Source organism: Bacillus sp. SW14, from assembly GCF_047608225.1.
In the GTDB taxonomy this organism is placed as follows: domain Bacteria; phylum Bacillota; class Bacilli; order Bacillales; family Bacillaceae; genus Bacillus; species Bacillus subtilis_G.
Genome location: NZ_JBLKRW010000001.1, coordinates 959,681 through 977,370, shown reverse-complemented (window position 1 = coordinate 977,370; position 17,690 = coordinate 959,681). Strand labels below are relative to the sequence as shown.

At 40.9% G+C, this 17,690-nt stretch carries 17 protein-coding genes; 3 read left to right on the top strand and 14 right to left on the bottom strand.

The features are described from left to right. Positions 1-79: 79 nt before the first annotated feature. From ACMX2I_RS04960 to ACMX2I_RS04945, 4 genes are read right to left on the bottom strand one after another with little or no spacing between them, the layout of a single operon-like run. The gene (locus ACMX2I_RS04960; protein ID WP_414956346.1) at positions 80-1,696 is read right to left on the bottom strand and encodes a type I restriction-modification system subunit M; all 1,617 of its coding nucleotides are present in this window, start codon (positions 1,694-1,696) and stop codon (positions 80-82) included. An 18-nt stretch (positions 1,697-1,714) separates the two neighbouring features. After that, a complete protein-coding gene (locus ACMX2I_RS04955; protein WP_414956345.1) occupies positions 1,715-2,905 on the bottom strand; it encodes a restriction endonuclease subunit S in 1,191 nt (396 codons plus the stop codon). A 42-nt stretch (positions 2,906-2,947) separates the two neighbouring features. Then, positions 2,948-6,004 (bottom strand): type I restriction endonuclease subunit R, encoded by a 3,057-nt coding sequence (locus ACMX2I_RS04950; protein WP_414956344.1) that lies wholly within the window; start codon positions 6,002-6,004, stop codon positions 2,948-2,950. 4 nt (positions 6,005-6,008) lie between these two features. After that, the gene (locus ACMX2I_RS04945) at positions 6,009-6,596 is read right to left on the bottom strand and encodes a restriction endonuclease subunit S (RefSeq protein WP_414956343.1); all 588 of its coding nucleotides are present in this window, start codon (positions 6,594-6,596) and stop codon (positions 6,009-6,011) included. Between the two features lie 611 nt (positions 6,597-7,207). Between ACMX2I_RS04945 and ACMX2I_RS04940 the strand changes: the two genes are divergently transcribed. The 3 genes from ACMX2I_RS04940 (at position 7,208) to ACMX2I_RS04930 (ending at position 8,564) form a co-directional block, all read left to right on the top strand. Next, on the top strand, positions 7,208-7,456 hold the full coding sequence (locus ACMX2I_RS04940) for a hypothetical protein (RefSeq protein ID WP_414956342.1): 249 nt from the start codon (positions 7,208-7,210) through the stop codon (positions 7,454-7,456). Between the two features lie 16 nt (positions 7,457-7,472). Continuing rightward, entirely contained in the window at positions 7,473-8,087 is a 615-nt protein-coding gene (locus ACMX2I_RS04935) for a hypothetical protein (RefSeq protein ID WP_414956341.1), read from the top strand. A 144-nt stretch (positions 8,088-8,231) separates the two neighbouring features. Next, positions 8,232-8,564 carry a hypothetical protein gene (locus ACMX2I_RS04930; RefSeq protein WP_414958293.1) on the top strand — a complete coding sequence of 111 codons (333 nt, stop codon included), beginning with the start codon at positions 8,232-8,234 and terminating at the stop codon, positions 8,562-8,564. A 132-nt stretch (positions 8,565-8,696) separates the two neighbouring features. Here the strand turns inward: ACMX2I_RS04930 and sufB are convergent, their stop codons facing one another. The 10 genes from sufB to metN all read right to left on the bottom strand — a co-directional run bounded on the left by sufB (position 8,697) and on the right by metN (position 17,591). Continuing rightward, a complete protein-coding gene (gene sufB, locus ACMX2I_RS04925) occupies positions 8,697-10,094 on the bottom strand; it encodes a Fe-S cluster assembly protein SufB (protein WP_087991063.1) in 1,398 nt (465 codons plus the stop codon). 20 nt (positions 10,095-10,114) lie between these two features. Further along, positions 10,115-10,558 (bottom strand): Fe-S cluster assembly sulfur transfer protein SufU, encoded by a 444-nt coding sequence (gene sufU / locus ACMX2I_RS04920; protein WP_019715645.1) that lies wholly within the window; start codon positions 10,556-10,558, stop codon positions 10,115-10,117. After that, a complete protein-coding gene (sufS, locus tag ACMX2I_RS04915; protein WP_289348082.1) occupies positions 10,548-11,768 on the bottom strand; it encodes a cysteine desulfurase SufS in 1,221 nt (406 codons plus the stop codon). The genes sufU and sufS overlap by 11 nt, the downstream gene beginning before the upstream one ends. Then, complete coding sequence (sufD, locus tag ACMX2I_RS04910) at positions 11,768-13,081, bottom strand: Fe-S cluster assembly protein SufD (RefSeq protein ID WP_394716375.1); 1,314 nt, start codon at positions 13,079-13,081, stop codon at positions 11,768-11,770. The genes sufS and sufD overlap by 1 nt, the downstream gene beginning before the upstream one ends. A 17-nt stretch (positions 13,082-13,098) precedes the next feature. After that, on the bottom strand, positions 13,099-13,884 hold the full coding sequence (gene sufC / locus ACMX2I_RS04905; RefSeq protein WP_174228592.1) for a Fe-S cluster assembly ATPase SufC: 786 nt from the start codon (positions 13,882-13,884) through the stop codon (positions 13,099-13,101). Positions 13,885-14,076: 192 nt separating this feature from the next. Next, positions 14,077-14,214: a hypothetical protein gene (locus ACMX2I_RS04900; protein ID WP_087991068.1), complete on the bottom strand. Its 138-nt coding sequence runs from the start codon at positions 14,212-14,214 to the stop codon at positions 14,077-14,079. A gap of 192 nt (positions 14,215-14,406) precedes the next feature. Then, positions 14,407-14,784: a carboxymuconolactone decarboxylase family protein gene (locus tag ACMX2I_RS04895; RefSeq protein WP_003222796.1), complete on the bottom strand. Its 378-nt coding sequence runs from the start codon at positions 14,782-14,784 to the stop codon at positions 14,407-14,409. Between the two features lie 285 nt (positions 14,785-15,069). Further along, a complete protein-coding gene (gene metQ / locus ACMX2I_RS04890) occupies positions 15,070-15,891 on the bottom strand; it encodes a methionine ABC transporter substrate-binding lipoprotein MetQ (RefSeq protein ID WP_414956340.1) in 822 nt (273 codons plus the stop codon). Between the two features lie 13 nt (positions 15,892-15,904). Next, positions 15,905-16,573, bottom strand: a complete 669-nt coding sequence (gene metP / locus ACMX2I_RS04885) for a methionine ABC transporter permease MetP (RefSeq protein ID WP_087991070.1) — start codon at positions 16,571-16,573, stop codon at positions 15,905-15,907. Next, positions 16,566-17,591, bottom strand: a complete 1,026-nt coding sequence (metN, locus tag ACMX2I_RS04880; protein WP_414956339.1) for a methionine ABC transporter ATP-binding protein MetN — start codon at positions 17,589-17,591, stop codon at positions 16,566-16,568. The genes metP and metN overlap by 8 nt, the downstream gene beginning before the upstream one ends. Between the last annotated feature and the right edge of the window lie 99 nt (positions 17,592-17,690).

Genomic DNA, 17,690 nt, shown 5'->3' with positions numbered 1-17,690 from the left:
GTCCCCCAACTTACGCTGTTCCCAAGTGTTTGTGAAAAGAGTCAAGGTTTAAATCCTTCTTAGCTCTTTTCTAACAATATTATTTACCTAAAAGACTGATAAATTTACTCAGTTCTTCTTTGGCTTCATCGGTTGTCCCGTTCAACTCGTTCAAAAGCCCAAACAATTTGTCATATGAATTCGTAATATCTGCTTTTACTTCTGTCAACTCTTGAGCCACTTGTGAAAGTGGAATAACTTCTTCTTCTTCAAACGTATCCACATAACGTGGAATATTCAAATTGTAATCATTTTCTTTGATTTCATCCAAAGATGCCACATGAGCATATTTCTCAACGTCTTTACGGTTACGGTAAGTTTCGATAATTTTGTCGATGTTTTCAGGAGAGAGTTTGTTTTGGTTCTTTCCTTTTTTAAACTCATTTGAAGCATCGATAAACAAAATATCTTTACTCTTGCGAGCTTCACGACCTTTGAATACCAGCACACAGGTTGGGATGCTTGTGCCATAAAACAAGTTAGCTGGCAATCCAATAACAGTATCTAATAGATTATTGTCGATAATATTTTTGCGGATTTTACCTTCAGAGGCACCTCGGAAGAGTACCCCATGCGGCAACACGATAGCCATTGTTCCTGCTTTATCTAAATGATAAAGTCCATGAAGAACAAAGGCATAATCAGCCTTAGATGCAGGTGCTACACCATAACCCTTGAAACGTGTGTCTTTTTCTCGATCAACGTCTTTTGTATCCCATTTATGGGAATATGGGGGGTTTGATACGACTGCGTCAAACTTCAAAGGAATTTGTGTGCCATCTTTTTCAGCAAATGGCCAGTCAGCATCAAGTGTGTCTGCGCGTTTCAACTCCATATTGCGATAATTTACCCCATGCATCATCAAGTTCATGCGAGCTAAGTTATAAGTCGTCGTATTCAACTCTTGCCCGTAAAACTCAACGCTTCCTTCTTCATCACCATTTGGTAATTCTTTTTGGACTGTTAAAAGAAGTGAACCTGAGCCCATTGTAGGGTCATAAACACGAAATTGACCGCCAGTACCATCTGCATCATTCGTGACAATTTTTGCTAGGATTTGACTAACTTGATGGGGTGTATAGAATTCCCCACCTTTTTTACCAGCATTGGCAGCAAATTGCCCAATCAAATACTCGTACACGTCACCCAAAATATCATGTCCTGAATCGTCTTTGAAAGTGAACTCGTTAATCATCAACACGATATCATTCAAAGCCTTTGCACGTTCGTTTGTACTTGAACCTAGACGTGTATCCCCAAGGTTAATATCTGAAAATACATTAGCAAAGTCCGATTCTGCGACTGCGTTACGTTTGGCATTTGTATTGAATGAGTCAAACATGTCTTGGAAGTCACTAGCTTTGATTTTGTGATTTTCAATTTTTGATACAATTTTGTCCCAAGTGTAGGCTGGGTCAATCGCATATCCGATACCTTTACTGATTTCTTCAAGGTAATCTTCTTTTTCAGTGTCATCTGTCACGACGTAGAATTCTTCCAGACCATTGACTTGCAAGTATTCATCTTGATTTTCTGATAAGTAGCGATAAAACATAAATGGCAAAATATAGTTCTTGTACTCACTTGCATCCATTGTCCCACGCAGTTTGTTAGCCATTCCCCATAGCTTTGAGGTAATATCTGTTGCATTACTCATTTGTGTGATCTCCTTTTCTTATATAAACATTTGTTTAAGTAGTGATTTTTTCAAATTTTTAAGCGAAATTAACTCACGCTGATGAAGGGTGATAGTAGTATCTAACTGTTCGAAAAATAAACCGATTGTTTGCTGTTCATCATAGCTAGGAACTGGAATGGGCATTTCGAAAAATGTCTCAGCATGGATACGTTTCGCTTTTCTAGAGCCATTCGCTATATTCCCCTGATACTTATAAAACCGTTTTAAGGAAATATATTCTAGAAAGAATCTAGAATTTATTCCGTCTCGAAAATCAAAGGCCGGAGAATCTAGTGTTGATTCGTAGCCATCTAACTCTGGCGGAACGATACCGAAAGCTTGGTTTAAGAAATCAAGTTTTCCGTACATGAACTGGCCAGATTTTCTCACATAGTATTGAGTAGCAGAACTTCCTTGATATATTTCTTCTTTTGGAACAATGCCTTTTCGCCAAAGTTTTACTGTAAGTTTTTTAGCTATTGATCCATCTGAACCTTTAATTTTGCTTTCTGTAAGGAATTCTCCAACCTTCCGCTGTTCCCAAGCATCAGTAAATCCCGCAAATCGAATTTCAGGAACATTGGCTCCATCTTTTGGAAACATTTTTTGAAGTAGACTCTTTTTCGTATCCTTCAGCAGTTCCAACTTACGCTGATGAAGTGCAATTTGCTGGTCTAGTTTTTCAAAAAAGTGTGCTATTTTAGTCTGCTCCTCATAGCTAGGTACAGCCATTTTTATGGAACTTAAAGCAGGGAACTTCAAATTCCATGTATCAGAAGTAAGCCCTTGTGAGTTTATTTGGAAAGTCCAAATCATTTCATGCCTTTTAAAGTTGTAAGCAAAGAATTTTGAATTACTATTTTCTTTCGGTGTGATAACAGTATATGCTGGACTCAAAATACCATCATACGGAGAAAAACCACTTGCCCCCTGCCACATACGCATAGAGTTATACGCAATATCTCCAACTTTTACAACTTTATAGTTTGACTTATCCGAACTAGAATTATCTTTTCTGTCTAAGTCTGATGCTTTTATAACACCAGAATTTATAGTTACAGAAATCAATTCCCCTTCAATAGAACGTTCAGACCTTTCTGTAAAGCAATCTTTTATTTTGACCTGTTCCCAATTATCTGTAAATCCTGCGAATCTGATTTGAGGTGATTTTGATATTTTATCGCTCATTCCTGATCTCCTTTTTGTAGTCTGCATAATTTTACCACTTGACTATTCTCCCTTCTTAATTTCGTCAGCCATTTCGTAAAATGCCCTACGGAATTCAATGCGATATCGTACCCAAGTTAATGCTGCAATCTTTTCAGATGCAATATCTTTATAATCAGCTTTTGCGTCATTCATGATTGCGGTTAACTCACCTTGTTTATCCATATCCTCTTGACCTAAACGGTGTTTTTTAATTAACTTTTCAAGTTCCTTAGGCTTTATGCTGTTGTCAAGCCCCCAAGTGCGGATAAAATTCGTTACAAGTTGAATATTCGTATCTTTTTGCGCTTTGTCCATCGCTCGATTCATTTTTTCAACACTTCGAGGTGCTGGATAATGATCAAATTCAAACTCTTTCGTGAAAATCTTAGATACAAAGTTGCGCATCTTAGATTTTTCTTTTTCATTGTCAGACTTGGCGATTTCAACATGGATATCATCACGTGTAATTTCCGCTTTCGACATTTCGTTCGCGTGAACTTCGTCAGCCATCCGGGCGATCAAATCAATCAAATAATCATAGTTGATGGTAACATCGTGAATATGAACCATAGAGAGATTGACTTGCGAAATATCAATGTCTTCTCTCTTCGCACGTCGTTCTTTCAACTCACCGGCGATTACAGTTGTTAAAATGACTTCCTGTTCTTCAGTAATACCTAGACGTTCATAGAACTCTTCAGGATTATCATAGGCGGAAATAGGATTCTTGTCATCGTCTTCGGTATATTGTTTCAACTGACTCAACAAGCGATTATACTCTTTCAGATTCTCAAAAACTTCATCCTGTGCTCTTTCACTTGGTGGTAATTGTACAAAATCGTCTGTGTGCGTTGAAAGCTTCTTGATGACTTCTTGCATCTCAGCTTGAACCTTGCTAAATGGTTTGGAAGTGATACCAGACTCTTCGTTGCCTTTCTTCAATTCTTCAAGTGAAAGCTGTTCGTCGGCAGATGCACGATTTGAATAGATAGCAAAAGCCTTATTCATTTCATACTCGTTTTGCTCTGGCCAACGATAGTTCACAACATTTCCCCAAGGCTTATCCACAAGGTTATGCATTCTGTTTGTACGTGAGTATGCCTGAATTAAGTTCCCACCCTTAAGCGTTCGATCAATATAGAGCGTATTCATCTCAGGAGCATCAAAACCGGTCAAAAGTTGATCCACAACGATGACCAAATCTAAATAATTTCCATCATCAGATGTCTTGTTCAAACGTCGTGCTAAGTCTTCTGTGTAGGCTTTAACTGTCGTCATATCAAATGCTGTGCCAAACATTGCGTTATAGGCTTTGATGGCTCTGTGCAAATTTTCGTTCGTTTTCAGTTGATGAATACTATTGGATGTATCCGCCGAGAAACTCACCGCAACTTTTAGTCGTTTATCTGCTGGACGATTCGCATTCTCTTCCGCAAACTTATCGAAGTATTCCATCGCTCTTGGTGTACTTGCTTTATTACCACCAACGTGGACTGTAAACAAGGCATTATACTTACGGTCATTTGAACGTTTCTTCCAGTTATCGAAGATGTCTTTAACTACTAAGTTCACATGTTCTGGGCTATAGTCGTAAACACTACCCCGAACATTATCGTCGATATCATCTTCGGTTGGATCTTCGGGAGCCTCAATCGTTTCCTTGAATTCAACGTTAAACCCTAAGACGTTTTTATCCGCAATCGCTTCTTTAATGGTATATGCATGTAGGTGTTCCCCAAAGATTTCTCGTGTTTCAGGGAATTTTGGTGTACCGGTATAACCAACCCAAGCAGAATTAGGAATAGCTTTTCGGATTGTTTCGAGCATACCTTCATTTTCAGTACCGTCGCCAGTTGAACGGTGGGCTTCATCCACGATAAAAAGAATATTTTCATTAAGTGGCTTGAAGCTGTCCCGCGCTACATAACGCGACATCTTTTGGATACTTGTCACAATGATATTCTTATCGCTTTTCTTCGTTAGTTTGCGATGGAGGTCTGAGATATTGGCTGTGTCACCCACCACACCAGTTTTCCCTTCAAAACCCGCAACAGGATCATAGGCTTTATAGGCATCAGCTGTTTGGTTGGTAAGCGCGATCCGGTCAACCAAGAAGATAACTTTATCTACATTAGATAGACGGCTTGCAAGCCACGCTGTCTTAAAACTTGTGATTGTTTTACCTGAACCTGTCGTGTGCCAAATATATCCCAATTTACCATCATCATATTTGTAGTCAAACTTTCTAACTTTATCAAGCACACGCTTTGTTGCATAGACTTGATAAGGACGCATGACTTTGATACTTTCTTTGTTTTTTGTACCATCAAGTACCATGTAACGTGTTGCCAAATCATGAGCCATTGGAATGGACAACACTTTATCCGCAAACGTCTTCCATGAACGAATAGGGCGAGCATCATCTTCGTTTTGCCAGTTGAAAGCAAAAGCTCGGTTAAAGCTCTGGAGTGGGGTATTTGCCATGTACCGAATATCAAACTTTGTCATCGCGATTAAAATCTGTAAGGTTGAAAAGATACCGCTATATTGTTTTTCAGCAATATACTGTTCCATCTGGTTTAAGGATTCTGTAGTGCTGTGAAGTGCTTTCTTTAATTCGATTTGAATAATTGGCAAACCATTAATAAGCAACGTCACGTCAAATCGACGGTTAGGCTTACCATCAATAACTTTTGGCCGTTTAATTTGATTCACCACTTGATAAACAGTGTTTCCACCCCCAACTTGAGCTTGGTCAAATACTGTCAAAAATACATGCTTACCATTGTCAAGGTCAACTTCAATTTCAGAAACACCATTAACACCATGCAAAAACTGTCCGGCATGGTAAGGTGATTCGATGCTAGTGATGATTTTCTTCACCTGGTTAAATTCAGTGACAGACAATGGTTCATCTAAACGAGCACGATTGTTTTGTTCTAGGATTATTTTAAAGTTATCCCAGAGTTGTTCGGTTGTTTTGATGTCCTTTTTGTATTCCCATTGTTTTACTCCACCGATATTGGTCAAATAATCGATAACTTCATTTTCAAATTCTAATTCCGATTGACTTTTCATTTGATTATTTCCCCTTTAATGTTTCTTCTATTATTGTGCTCGTAAACTGCTCAATCAAGTCTGCGTACTTATTTAACTTATTTTGTAGCTTCAGTGTTTCTACGTATATAGCGCCCATTTTCTTCTGTTCCTCGATCGGAGCAACAGGAACGATAATTTCCCCAAGAGCACGAAGTGGAATTCTTAAAACAGGGCCACTCCCCTGTAACTCCCTTTCTTTTTGTCGCTTCACATCTTTGTAAGCATTAAACAAGAAAAGAAAATATCTCTTATCAAGTTGTTCGCTATCAAACTCTATTTTTGTGAAGTTGAGGGACAACACTTTACCAACATTATTTTTACCGACCATTGTTGCAAGCTGTAATGAGTTACTGATAACAACATCACCTTCATTTAATGATAGGTTATTTTGAGATGAAGATTTTGACTCATCTTCAACTACTACGTCCTCATGATTATAATCAGCTTCAAAAGACAGCTGGTCATAATAATTTATTACTTGAGTACCAGACTGTTTTTGTGCCCTTGTTGGATTTATACCTGGGACGAATGTTACGAACTCTTTTAATCCTCTTTTCTCCAAATAAATCACCTCCAAAACTACAGATGTTATTTTTTGAAATATTTCTATATTACATATTAAACCACATCAAATTTGTTTCGTCAAACGATAATATGAAATATTATTATATTTCATATTATCAGTTTTGAAAAAGCCTACAGAAACTATTATGGAATCCCTGTTTTTACTTCACTCTTTTGCCAAATAGTTAAACCATCAACACAAAAATACATCCCCTATTCAAAGTCATTTCTGTTTCCACAAACAACTTCAAACCGCTAAAACCAACAACTCTCATACCAATCCCAAAGAACAAAGAACAAACAAAACCCTTGAAATCACACCATAAGCGATTCCAAAGGTTCAACTATCTTATATTTTCATCAGCAGTACGACCTTCTCCTCATGACAGGTGTGCTGATTGTTAAAACTGAATTATTGATGATTGATGTAGCTTTGTTCACCTAAAACAAGCCGTATTTTTTGTTATTTTACTATTATATGGATAAAAATGAATAATAAGGTCGTTTAACATCTTGTCCTAGACTGTTTTGTGTTAAAAAAAGGTGGAAACGTGATAAACCATCAATTGAAGTATTAATAAAGCTTCAAAAAGGTTAGAAGTTCCATACGAGGGTTTGATGAAAGCAGCAGGATATATGAATTTAAATATAACTATGCAAAGTAGAAAAACAGAAGATATTATTGAGCATATGCAGAAATTACCCAAAAAGCTTGAGCAACGGTCATTGCTACGAGTTAGAGACGAACGATTGAAACTTGATCATTTATTAGATTCTAATGATCCACTATTTTTTAAGGACAGGCTTCTGACAGCAGAAGGAAAATCAAAATTAAAAAGCCTTATCGAAATTGTTTTAAAGGATTGAAAGGGGGAAAGGCAGCATGGCAAACTTCAGAAAGCTTGCTAGCGGCAAATGGCAAGCACGTGTTCCCAAGGATGGAAAATTAGTAAGCCTTGGCACATTCAGAACAAAAAAGGAAGCAGAAATAGAAGCAGCAAAAGTTGAAGAAAGAAAATATTACGGGCAAACAATAAATGATCGAAATATGCTTTTTGATGAGGCTGTGAAAAATTGGCTTGAGTATAAAAAAGCAAATGTAAAGGAATCAACATTTATTCAGCTTGAAGTGATTGTTAGAAATCACATCATGCCCACTTTTGGAGATAAAAAAATTATGACTTTAGAAAGAACTGAAATAAAAAGATGGATTGCAACTTTCGGTGAACTACATGAAAACGGAAAAGAAAAATACTCATTTGGATCAAGGTTGAAATATCTTTCAGTTATGAAAAGTATTTTACATCACGCTGTTCATGAGCTTGAAGTGCTTGAAAAAAATCCTGCTGATAAGTTAAAGATTCCTGTACAAGATGATGTTGCTATTAAAAAAGAAAAAGTGAAATATTTCAATCTTCAGGAATTAAATCAGTTATTGGATTTTAGAAAGCATATAAGCATCAGCGTTTTCTGGAATATCAGCTTTATTACATGTTAATGCTCTTTTTAAGCAAAACCGGCTTGAGGATATCCTAAGATGGGACGATATTGAGGCTGATAAAATAAGCATCAACAAACAAGCCGTGATGATAATAATAAAGTAAAACTAACAACTTTAAAAAATGCTTCATCTTATCGCACAATCAAAATTGAAGCTGACGTTATACGTGAATTAAAGAAGTTCAAGGTGAAGCAAAATGAATTGATATTAGGGAATCCACGGTTCCGAAAAAATGAAGATGGCATTATCTTTCAAAATTATAACGGTCATTATTTAACACCTTCTATCATCCATGAAACAATGCAGGATTATTGTGAAAAAGTCAGGGTTGAATATAAAGGCACACATGTGTTTAGACATACACACGCTGTACTGCTTGAATCAGGTGTAAGCCTAAAATATGTATCAAATCGTTTGGGGCACAAACCATCAAAACAACAGGTGACATTTATCTTGATATCACAAAAAAAATAGAAGAAGACGAACTTCAAAAGTTCGCCTCCTATACTAAAAGATAAGGTCAACTTGGCACGAATTTGGCACGCCACCAAGTTGGCACGATATAAAATCCCCTCAAACCAGCAATATATAAAGGTTTTCTTGATATTAACCGATTGAACCTTCCATTTCGAACTTAATCAAACGGTTCATTTCAACTGCGTATTCCATTGGAAGCTCTTTTGTGAATGGCTCGATGAAGCCCATGACGATCATTTCTGTCGCTTCTTCTTCGGAAATGCCGCGGCTCATCAAGTAGAAGAGCTGCTCTTCAGATACTTTAGACACTTTCGCTTCGTGCTCCAATGAAATGTTATCATTTAAGATTTCATTGTAAGGAATGGTGTCAGAAGTTGATTTGTTATCCATAATGAGCGTATCGCACTCGATGTTAGAACGGGCGCCTTCCGCTTTGCGTCCGAAGTGGACGATTCCGCGGTATGTTACTTTTCCGCCTTGTTTTGAAATCGATTTTGATACGATTGTGGATGATGTGTTTGGTGCAAGGTGAACCATTTTAGCACCCGCATCCTGATGCTGGCCTTTACCCGCAAGAGCGATAGAAAGCGTCATACCGCGCGCGCCTTCGCCTTTTAGGATACAAGCCGGATATTTCATTGTCAGTTTAGAACCGATGTTGCCGTCGATCCATTCCATTGTTGCGTTTTCTTCACAGACCGTACGCTTCGTTACAAGGTTGTAAACATTGTTCGCCCAGTTTTGGATCGTTGTATAACGGCAGTAGCCGCCTTTTTTCACGATGATCTCAACAACCGCACTGTGAAGTGAGTTTGTTGTGTAGACAGGCGCAGTACAGCCTTCAACATAATGAACGCTTGCTTCTTCGTCGACGATGATCAGCGTACGTTCGAACTGTCCCATGTTTTCAGAGTTGATACGGAAGTAAGCTTGAAGCGGTGTTTCAACCTTCACGCCTTTAGGCACGTAGATGAAAGATCCGCCGGACCAAACAGCTGAGTTAAGCGCCGCAAACTTGTTATCAGTCGGCGGGATCACTTTTGCCCAGTGCTCACGGAAGATATCTTCGTTTTCTTTCAACGCGCTGTCAGTGTCTTTAAAGACGATGCCCTGCGCTTCAAGATCTTCTTTCATATTGTGGTATACAACCTCAGATTCGTACTGAGCAGAAACACCCGCAAGGTATTTTTGTTCAGCTTCAGGAATACCAAGCTTGTCGAATGTTTGCTTAATTTCGTCAGGCACTTCATCCCAAGAACGCTCTGAACGCTCAGACGGTTTTACGTAGTACGTAATTTCGTCAAAGTTCAGTGAGTTTAAATCTCCGCCCCATTGAGGCATCGGCATGTTGTAGAAATGCTCAAGTGATTTCAAGCGGAAATCAAGCATCCATTGAGGCTCTTCTTTCATGCGAGAAATTTCTTCTACGATTTCTTTTGTCAATCCGCGCTCTGAACGGAAAATGGAAACGTCCTTGTCGTGAAAACCATACTTGTATTCACCAATATCAGGCATTTTTTTAGCCATCCATTTTCACTCCAATCCTTTTAATTGCCGCCTTCTTCTTTTGCGACTCCTTTTTCAAGTGCTTTCCATGACAGGGTTGCACATTTGATACGGGCCGGGAATTTTGAAACGCCTTGAAGAGCTTCAATATCCCCGAGATCTATAGAATCATCATATTCATTCCCTTGCATCATATCCGAGAAAATCTTAGACATGGAAAGGGCTGTTTCGATATCTTTCCCTTTAATCGCCTGAGTCATCATCGAAGCGGATGCCATTGAAATGGAACAGCCTTCCCCTTCAAATTTCGCATCTTCCACGATGTCTCCGTCAAGCTTCATTGTCAGCCTGATTCGGTCGCCGCATGTCGGATTGTTCATATCCACGACGATGCTGTCATTCAAAACCCCTTTGTTGCGCGGGTTTTTGTAATGATCCATAATCACCTGTCTGTACAATGTATCTAAGTTTGCATTAAAAGACATTTGTAAAATACTCCTTTGTCTTTTGAAGAGCTTCCACAAGCTTATCAATCTCTTCCTCTGTATTATACAGATAAAAGCTTGCTCTTGCAGTAGCAGTTACATCCAGCCATTTCATCAGCGGCTGCGCGCAGTGATGGCCCGCTCTGACAGCGATCCCTTCCGCATCAAGTACGGTTGCCACATCATGAGGGTGAACATCATCAAGATTAAATGTGACAAGCCCTGCACGCTCTTCCGGCCCGTAAACCGTTACGCCGTCAAGCTGGCGGAAGCGTTCAAGCGCATAAGCTGCAAGCTTGTGCTCGTGGCGGGAAATCTCATCGAGACCGATTTCCTCGAGAAAATCAATGGCGGCGCCAAGGCCGATTGCTCCTGCAATAATCGGCGTACCCGCTTCGAATTTCCACGGAAGCTCTTTCCAAGTTGATTCATAAAGCCCGACAAAGTCGATCATTTCACCGCCGAATTCGGCAGGCTCCATGTTTTCCAGCAGGGCTTTCTTTCCGTACAGCACACCAATACCGGTAGGTCCGCACATTTTATGGGAAGAAAGCGCAAAGAAGTCGCAATCGAGATCCTGCACGTCAATTTTCATGTGAGGCGTGCTTTGCGCACCGTCCACCACAATAACAGCCCCATTGTCATGAGCGATTTTCGCCATGTCTTTAATCGGGTTGATCGTACCGAGGACGTTAGATACATGGGACACTGCAACAATCTTTGTATTGCTTGTGACCGTCGTTCTTACGTCATCCAAAGAAATCGTTCCGTCTTCCTGCAGCGGAATATATTTTAATGTGGCGCCAGTCGCTTTGACAGCCTGCTGCCACGGAATGATATTCGCATGATGCTCCATGTAGGTGATGACCACTTCATCACCCGGTTTCAGGTTGGCGCGCGCATAGCTTAACGCCACCATATTCAGTGCTGTGGTCGTGCCTTTTGTGAAAATAATCTCAGCCATTGACTTCGCGTTAATAAACTTGCGGACTTTTTCACGCGCTCCTTCATAACCGTCTGTCGCTCTGGTTCCAAGTGTATGGACGCCCCGGTGAACATTGGAATTGTATTGATTATAATACTTATCCAGTGTTTCAATGACAGCACGCGGCTTCTGGGAAGTCGCCGCGCTGTCGAGATAAACGAGATCATGTCCGTTCACTTGCTGATGAAGGATCGGGAACTGTTCACGAATATCCGTGATATTCATTACTTTACTTTCCTTTCGATAACAGAAACCAATTGTTTCTTAACGCCCTCAATCGGAAGTTCGTTTACTACCGGCGCAAGGAATCCGTAGATGACTAAACGTTCTGCTTCTTCTTTCGCAATTCCGCGGCTCATCAGGTAGTAAAGCTGAATAGGGTCCACACGGCCGACAGATGCCGCATGTCCTGCAGTTACATCGTCTTCGTCAATTAAAAGAATAGGGTTTGCGTCTCCGCGTGCTTTTTCACTGAGCATCAGCACACGTGATTCTTGCTCCGCATTCGCTTTAGAAGCGCCATGTTCGATTTTGCCGATTCCGTTAAAGATAGAAGAAGCGGAATCCTTCATCACACCGTGCTTTAAGATATATCCTTCTGAAGCTTTACCGAAATGGATAATTTGTGTTGTAAAGTTTTGTGTTTGCTCTCCTCTACCGACAACAACCGTTTTTGTATCGCCGTATGTGCCGTCACCGTAAAGGTTTGTTGTGTTTTCGGAGATCGTGTCGCCGTCGTTCATAAGGCCGAGAGCCCACTCAATTTTGCTGTCGCGCCCGCGCGCAGCACCGCGGCGGTTAACATAAGTTGTCACACCGCTGGACAGATTATCCACCGCACCGTATGTCACGCTGGCATTATCACCTGTGATGACCTCACTGATCATATTGAAGACAGCGTCTTTCGGGTTTACAGTGCTGATGTAGTTTTCAACATACGTTACAGAGCTGTGATCTTCAGCCACAATCAGCACATGGTTGAAGAGAGCCGTATCGTTGCTTTCGTGGACATAAACAGCCTGAACCGGCGTCTCCACCTGGACATTTTTCGGAACATAAAGGAATGCTCCTCCGTTAACAAGAGCCGCGTGAAGCGCAGTTAATTTATGCTCATCAACCTTCACGCCGTCCTTCATAAAGTATTTCTCCACCAAGTCGCTGTGCTCGCGTGCGGCAGTCAGAATATCAGTGAAGATGACGCCTTTGTCTTTCAATTCTTGAGAAAGAGAAAGGTATGCCGGCGTCTGGTCACGCTGTACGTATAATGTTTTATCTTCGTTTTCAACATCGATCAGCGCTTTTACTTCATCAGTCAAATCTTCCAATGAAGAAAGCGGTTCGTTATCAACTGTATGCTTCGCAAAATTCGTGAAGTTCCAGTTTGTGATTTTTGTTTTGTCAGGCTTCGGCATCGGCAGATCCTCAGCTTGTTCAAGAGCCTGTAAGCGCAGGTCTTTCAGCCAGGCAGGTTCTTGATGCTTTTCGGAAAAGCTTTTGAGATACTCCTGATCTACGGATAGTTTTGTATCTAGTGTCATGTTAATCCCCCTAACGCTTACGCTTCTTGGCCTACAGTTTCGTCTTCAATACCAAGTTCTTGTTTAATCCAGTCATAACCTTCTGCTTCGAGACGCTGTGCAAGCTCTGCACCGCCGGATTTTACAACGCGGCCTTGCATCATAACGTGAACAACATCCGGAGTGATGTAGTTTAACAGGCGCTGATAGTGCGTGATCATCAGGCAACCGAAGTTTTCGCTGCGCATTTTGTTGATCCCTTTAGATACAACTTTCAGAGCATCAATGTCAAGACCTGAGTCGATTTCATCAAGGATGGCGATTCTCGGTTCAATCATCATTAATTGAAGAATTTCGTTGCGTTTTTTCTCTCCGCCGGAGAAGCCTTCGTTAAGGTAGCGCTGAGCCATTTCAGGGTCCATTTCAAGGAACTCCATGTTTTCGTCCATTTTGCGGATGAATTTCATGAGAGAAATTTCATCGCCTTCTTCTCTGCGCGCGTTGATTGCTGAACGAAGGAAGTCGGCATTTGTCACACCGCTGATTTCACTAGGGTACTGCATCGCAAGGAATAAACCCGCCTGCGCGCGCTCGTCCACTTCCATCTCCAGTACATCTTTGCCGTCAAGCGTGATGCTGCCTTTTGTTACTTCATATTTAGGGTGCCCCATAATAGCAGCTGAAAGAGTGGATTTACCAGTTCCATTCGGTCCCATTACTGCGTGGAACTCTCCGCCTTTTATTTCAAGGTTTACACCCTTTAAGATCTCTTTCCCTTCGATTTCAACGTGAAGATCTTTGATCGTTAATGTTGAAGCAGCCATATCTATACCTCCAAAATATATAATCATTATTCTTATTTTATTCTCATTCTAATTTTATAACAAATGAAAAGTAAATACAACTTTTTATCATGCCTTGCACATTTCTCAAGTTTAACAAAGATCAGCACTTTATTAAAGCGATTGAAAAAGAAAAAGAGTGGATTCCCACCCTTTTTTAGAAGGTTGATTTTCTCAATAAGCTCCCGCAGAAATCCGCTTGCTCTTTGCATAATCAAGCTCTCTCTGCCGCTCTACTTTCAGTCTTGTTTCCAGCCGGCGTCCGTATTCCTCGTATCCAATTCCGTGAGTCAGCTGCATCGCTTTTTCCATTTCTGACGTATAATCGAGGTTCAGTCTATCCTGGCTGTTGCAAATAATGAATCAATCCCTTCATTTATTTGCTTCTATTGTATCAGCGCTCTGATGGATGCCGCAAAAAGGATATGGCTTGAAATAGCGGCAGATGAGACGAAAGCATCCTTTTAGAACAAATGAGAATCGTTTTTCGGAATATTCCTTCTCTTAATGCGTGGTGTTTCCGAATTCCTCTATGCACTGCTGGACAACTGTCACACCCTGGCTAAGAGCCGCTCCGCCTCCAAACGCCGCTGCCACACTGACTGCTTCGAGAATATTCTCTTCTGTCGCTCCCTCATCCAGACAGCCTTTTGTATGATAGATCATACAATATTCATCCTGTGCATTGATGGCGATTCCAAGGGCGATCAGCTGTTTTTCTCTTTCAGTCAGGGAGTTTCCGGCAAAGCATTGTTCAGTAAACTCGTTGAACTTTCTCCCCATCAGCGGCATCTTTTGTTCAAATGTGCCTAAACCTAATTTATATTGTTTGAGCGCGTCCTGCATGCTTCCTCTGTCTTGATTCAAAGAAAATCCCTCCATCTGTTTAACATTCCTTTTTATTATGAACAGCTTTTAGGAAAATACCCGAAAAAAACCCCGGATTTCTCATCCGGGGTTTCACCGTGTCGACAAACCCTCGCATTCGTTGTCAGACCTCCGCGTTGGTGCTCACGAATTACAACATTCGCTCCGCTCCAATGCTCGTTCAGCCTAGACTTCAAGGGTTTTCAATCACGCTGAAAAGATGACAAAGCCATAAAACGAATATCGTTTTATGGCTTTGTCAATAATTGAACCCCGGATTTCTCATCCGGGGTTTCAGTCTTATTCAGATACAGGAAGCACAGCTCCGTCGTATTTTTTCTCGATGAAGTCTTTGATCTTTTTAGAGTGAAGAACTTCCATCAGCGCTTTAATTTTGTCAGAATCTTCTTCGCCTTTTCTTACTGCGACGATGTTAGCGTATGGGTTGTTTTTCGTTGCTTCCACTTCAATCGCGTCTTTTTTAGGATTTAATTTACTTTGGATCGCATAGTTTACATTGATGAAGACCGCGTCTCCTTCTTTGTTATCATATGCTTTTGCCGTTAATTCAGGCGCTACCTTTTTGAATTCAAGGTTTTTCGGGTTTTTCTTGATGTCTTTCAATGTTGCGTCAACTGTTTCGACTTTAGAATCAAGTGTGATTAATCCAGCATTTTCAAGCATTGCAAGCATACGGCCTTGTTCAGCGACGTTGTTTGTCAGGATAATGGTCGCGCCGTCTGGAAGGTCTTTCAGTGACTTGTATTTTTTAGAGTAAATACCGAATGGCTCTAAGTGAACAGCACCGGCATTCACAAGTTTGTAATCTGTGTTTTCTTTCATTTCTTGGTCAAGGTAAGGAATGTGCTGGAAGTAGTTCGCATCCACTTCTTTATCAGCTAAAGCTTTGTTGTACATCTTGTAATCACTAAGCACTTTCACTTTCAGCGTGTAGCCTTTTTCTTTCAACAGTGGTTCAGCTTCTTTTAAAATTTCCGCATGCGGTGTTTTTGTCGCAGCAACGACAATTTCTTTCTTGCCGGATTCGGCGTTATTCGAACCGCAGGCAGCCATAACTCCTGCAAATACAAACAGTAATGCACCTAAAAATAGTTTTTTCAATGTAAATCCTCCCTTATCGTTTGTCTATAATATTTGTTATGACATCACCGATGATTTGAATAATAAACACGATGATTAAAATAAACACAGTAGCAACGAAGGTCACATCAGTATTATTCGACTGATAGCCTTCTACGTACGCAAGGTTTCCAAGACCGCCTGAACCGATGGCTCCGGCAATTGCCGTTGAGCCGATCAATGCGATCGCCGTAACCGTGATACCAGAAATAAGAGCCGGCATAGATTCCGGAAGCAGCACTTTGAAAATAATCGTAGACGTCTTAGCTCCCATTGATTTAGCGGCTTCAATAACACCTTTATCCACCTCACGGAGCGCGATTTCAGCAAGGCGCGCGTAAAACGGTGCCGAGCCGATAACCAGCGCCGGCAATGCAGCGTTTGGCCCTAAGATTGTGCCGACCAAAAACTTCGTAAATCCTAGCAGTAAAATAATTAAAATAAGGAACGGAATCGACCTGAATATGTTGACAACGGCCGCAATCACAGAGTTGATCGTTTTATTCTGCCAGAGGCTCCCTTTACTTGTCAGAAAGAGCAGCAAGCCGAGAATCACCCCGATGACAAAAGCAAACAGCAAAGAGATCAGCGTCATATAAAGGGTTTCATATGTCGCGTTCCACAATTCTGTTAAATCCACGTTCGGGAAGTATTTTTCAAACATTCGTGATCACCTCTGCTTTCACCTGTTTGTCATTAATAAACCGGATCACGTTTTGCACTTCTTCCTCGTCTCCGTCAATATGGATAAACAGTGAACCGTAGGCTCCATCCTTCGTCTGCGAGATTTTCCCTTGCAGAATATTGACGCTGACATTAAAGTTTCTGATCATCTCTGTAATCAGAGGCTGTTCAGCCGAATCACCAACAAATGTGAGCTGAACCATTTTTCCTGATGCTGTTTCATCAAGAAGGTGCTGAAGCGTTTCTTTCGTTTCTTCCGGCTCTGTCACCTGCTGAACAAACCGTTTTGTCATGTCTTCCTTCGGGTTTTTGAAGACATCGAGAACTTCGCCTTCTTCCACAACCTTTCCGTTTTCCATGACAGCGACTCTGTTGCAGATTTTGCGGATCACATGCATTTCGTGCGTGATCAGCACAATTGTCAAACCGAGTCTATCATTAATATCGGACAATAGATCCAAAATTGAATCTGTCGTTTGCGGATCTAATGCTGATGTCGCTTCATCACAAAGGAGAACCTTCGGATTGTTTGCGAGCGCTCTGGCGATTCCGACACGCTGCTTTTGTCCGCCGCTCAGCTGAGACGGATAAGATTTTTCTTTTCCTTCTAAACCTACCAGTTTAATAAGTTCATTGGCGCGCTTGATACGCTCGCTCTTTTTCACCCCGGCAATTTCCAGAGGAAACATGATATTATCTCTGACGGTCCGCGACCATAGCAAATTGAAGTGCTGGAAAATCATGCTGATGTCATGGCGTGCGTTTCTTAACCCGCGCCCGTTTACTTCATTAATCTTGGTTCCCGCCACTTCCACGGTTCCTGAGGTTGGTTTCTCAAGGCCGTTCAGCAGACGGATTAAGGAACTTTTACCAGCTCCGCTATATCCTATAATTCCAAAAATCTCACCTTTTTTAATGGAAAGCGAGACATTTTGGACAGCATTGACATCTCCATGTTTCGACTTATACACTTTTGAAACATCTTGAAGATTGATCAAAGCAATCACCTGCCTTAACACTATTCTAAGAAATCTTCCGGGGTTTTCTGCAAAAGAAAAACCTTTCTGCACACTTGAGCAGAAAGGCTTATATAAAAT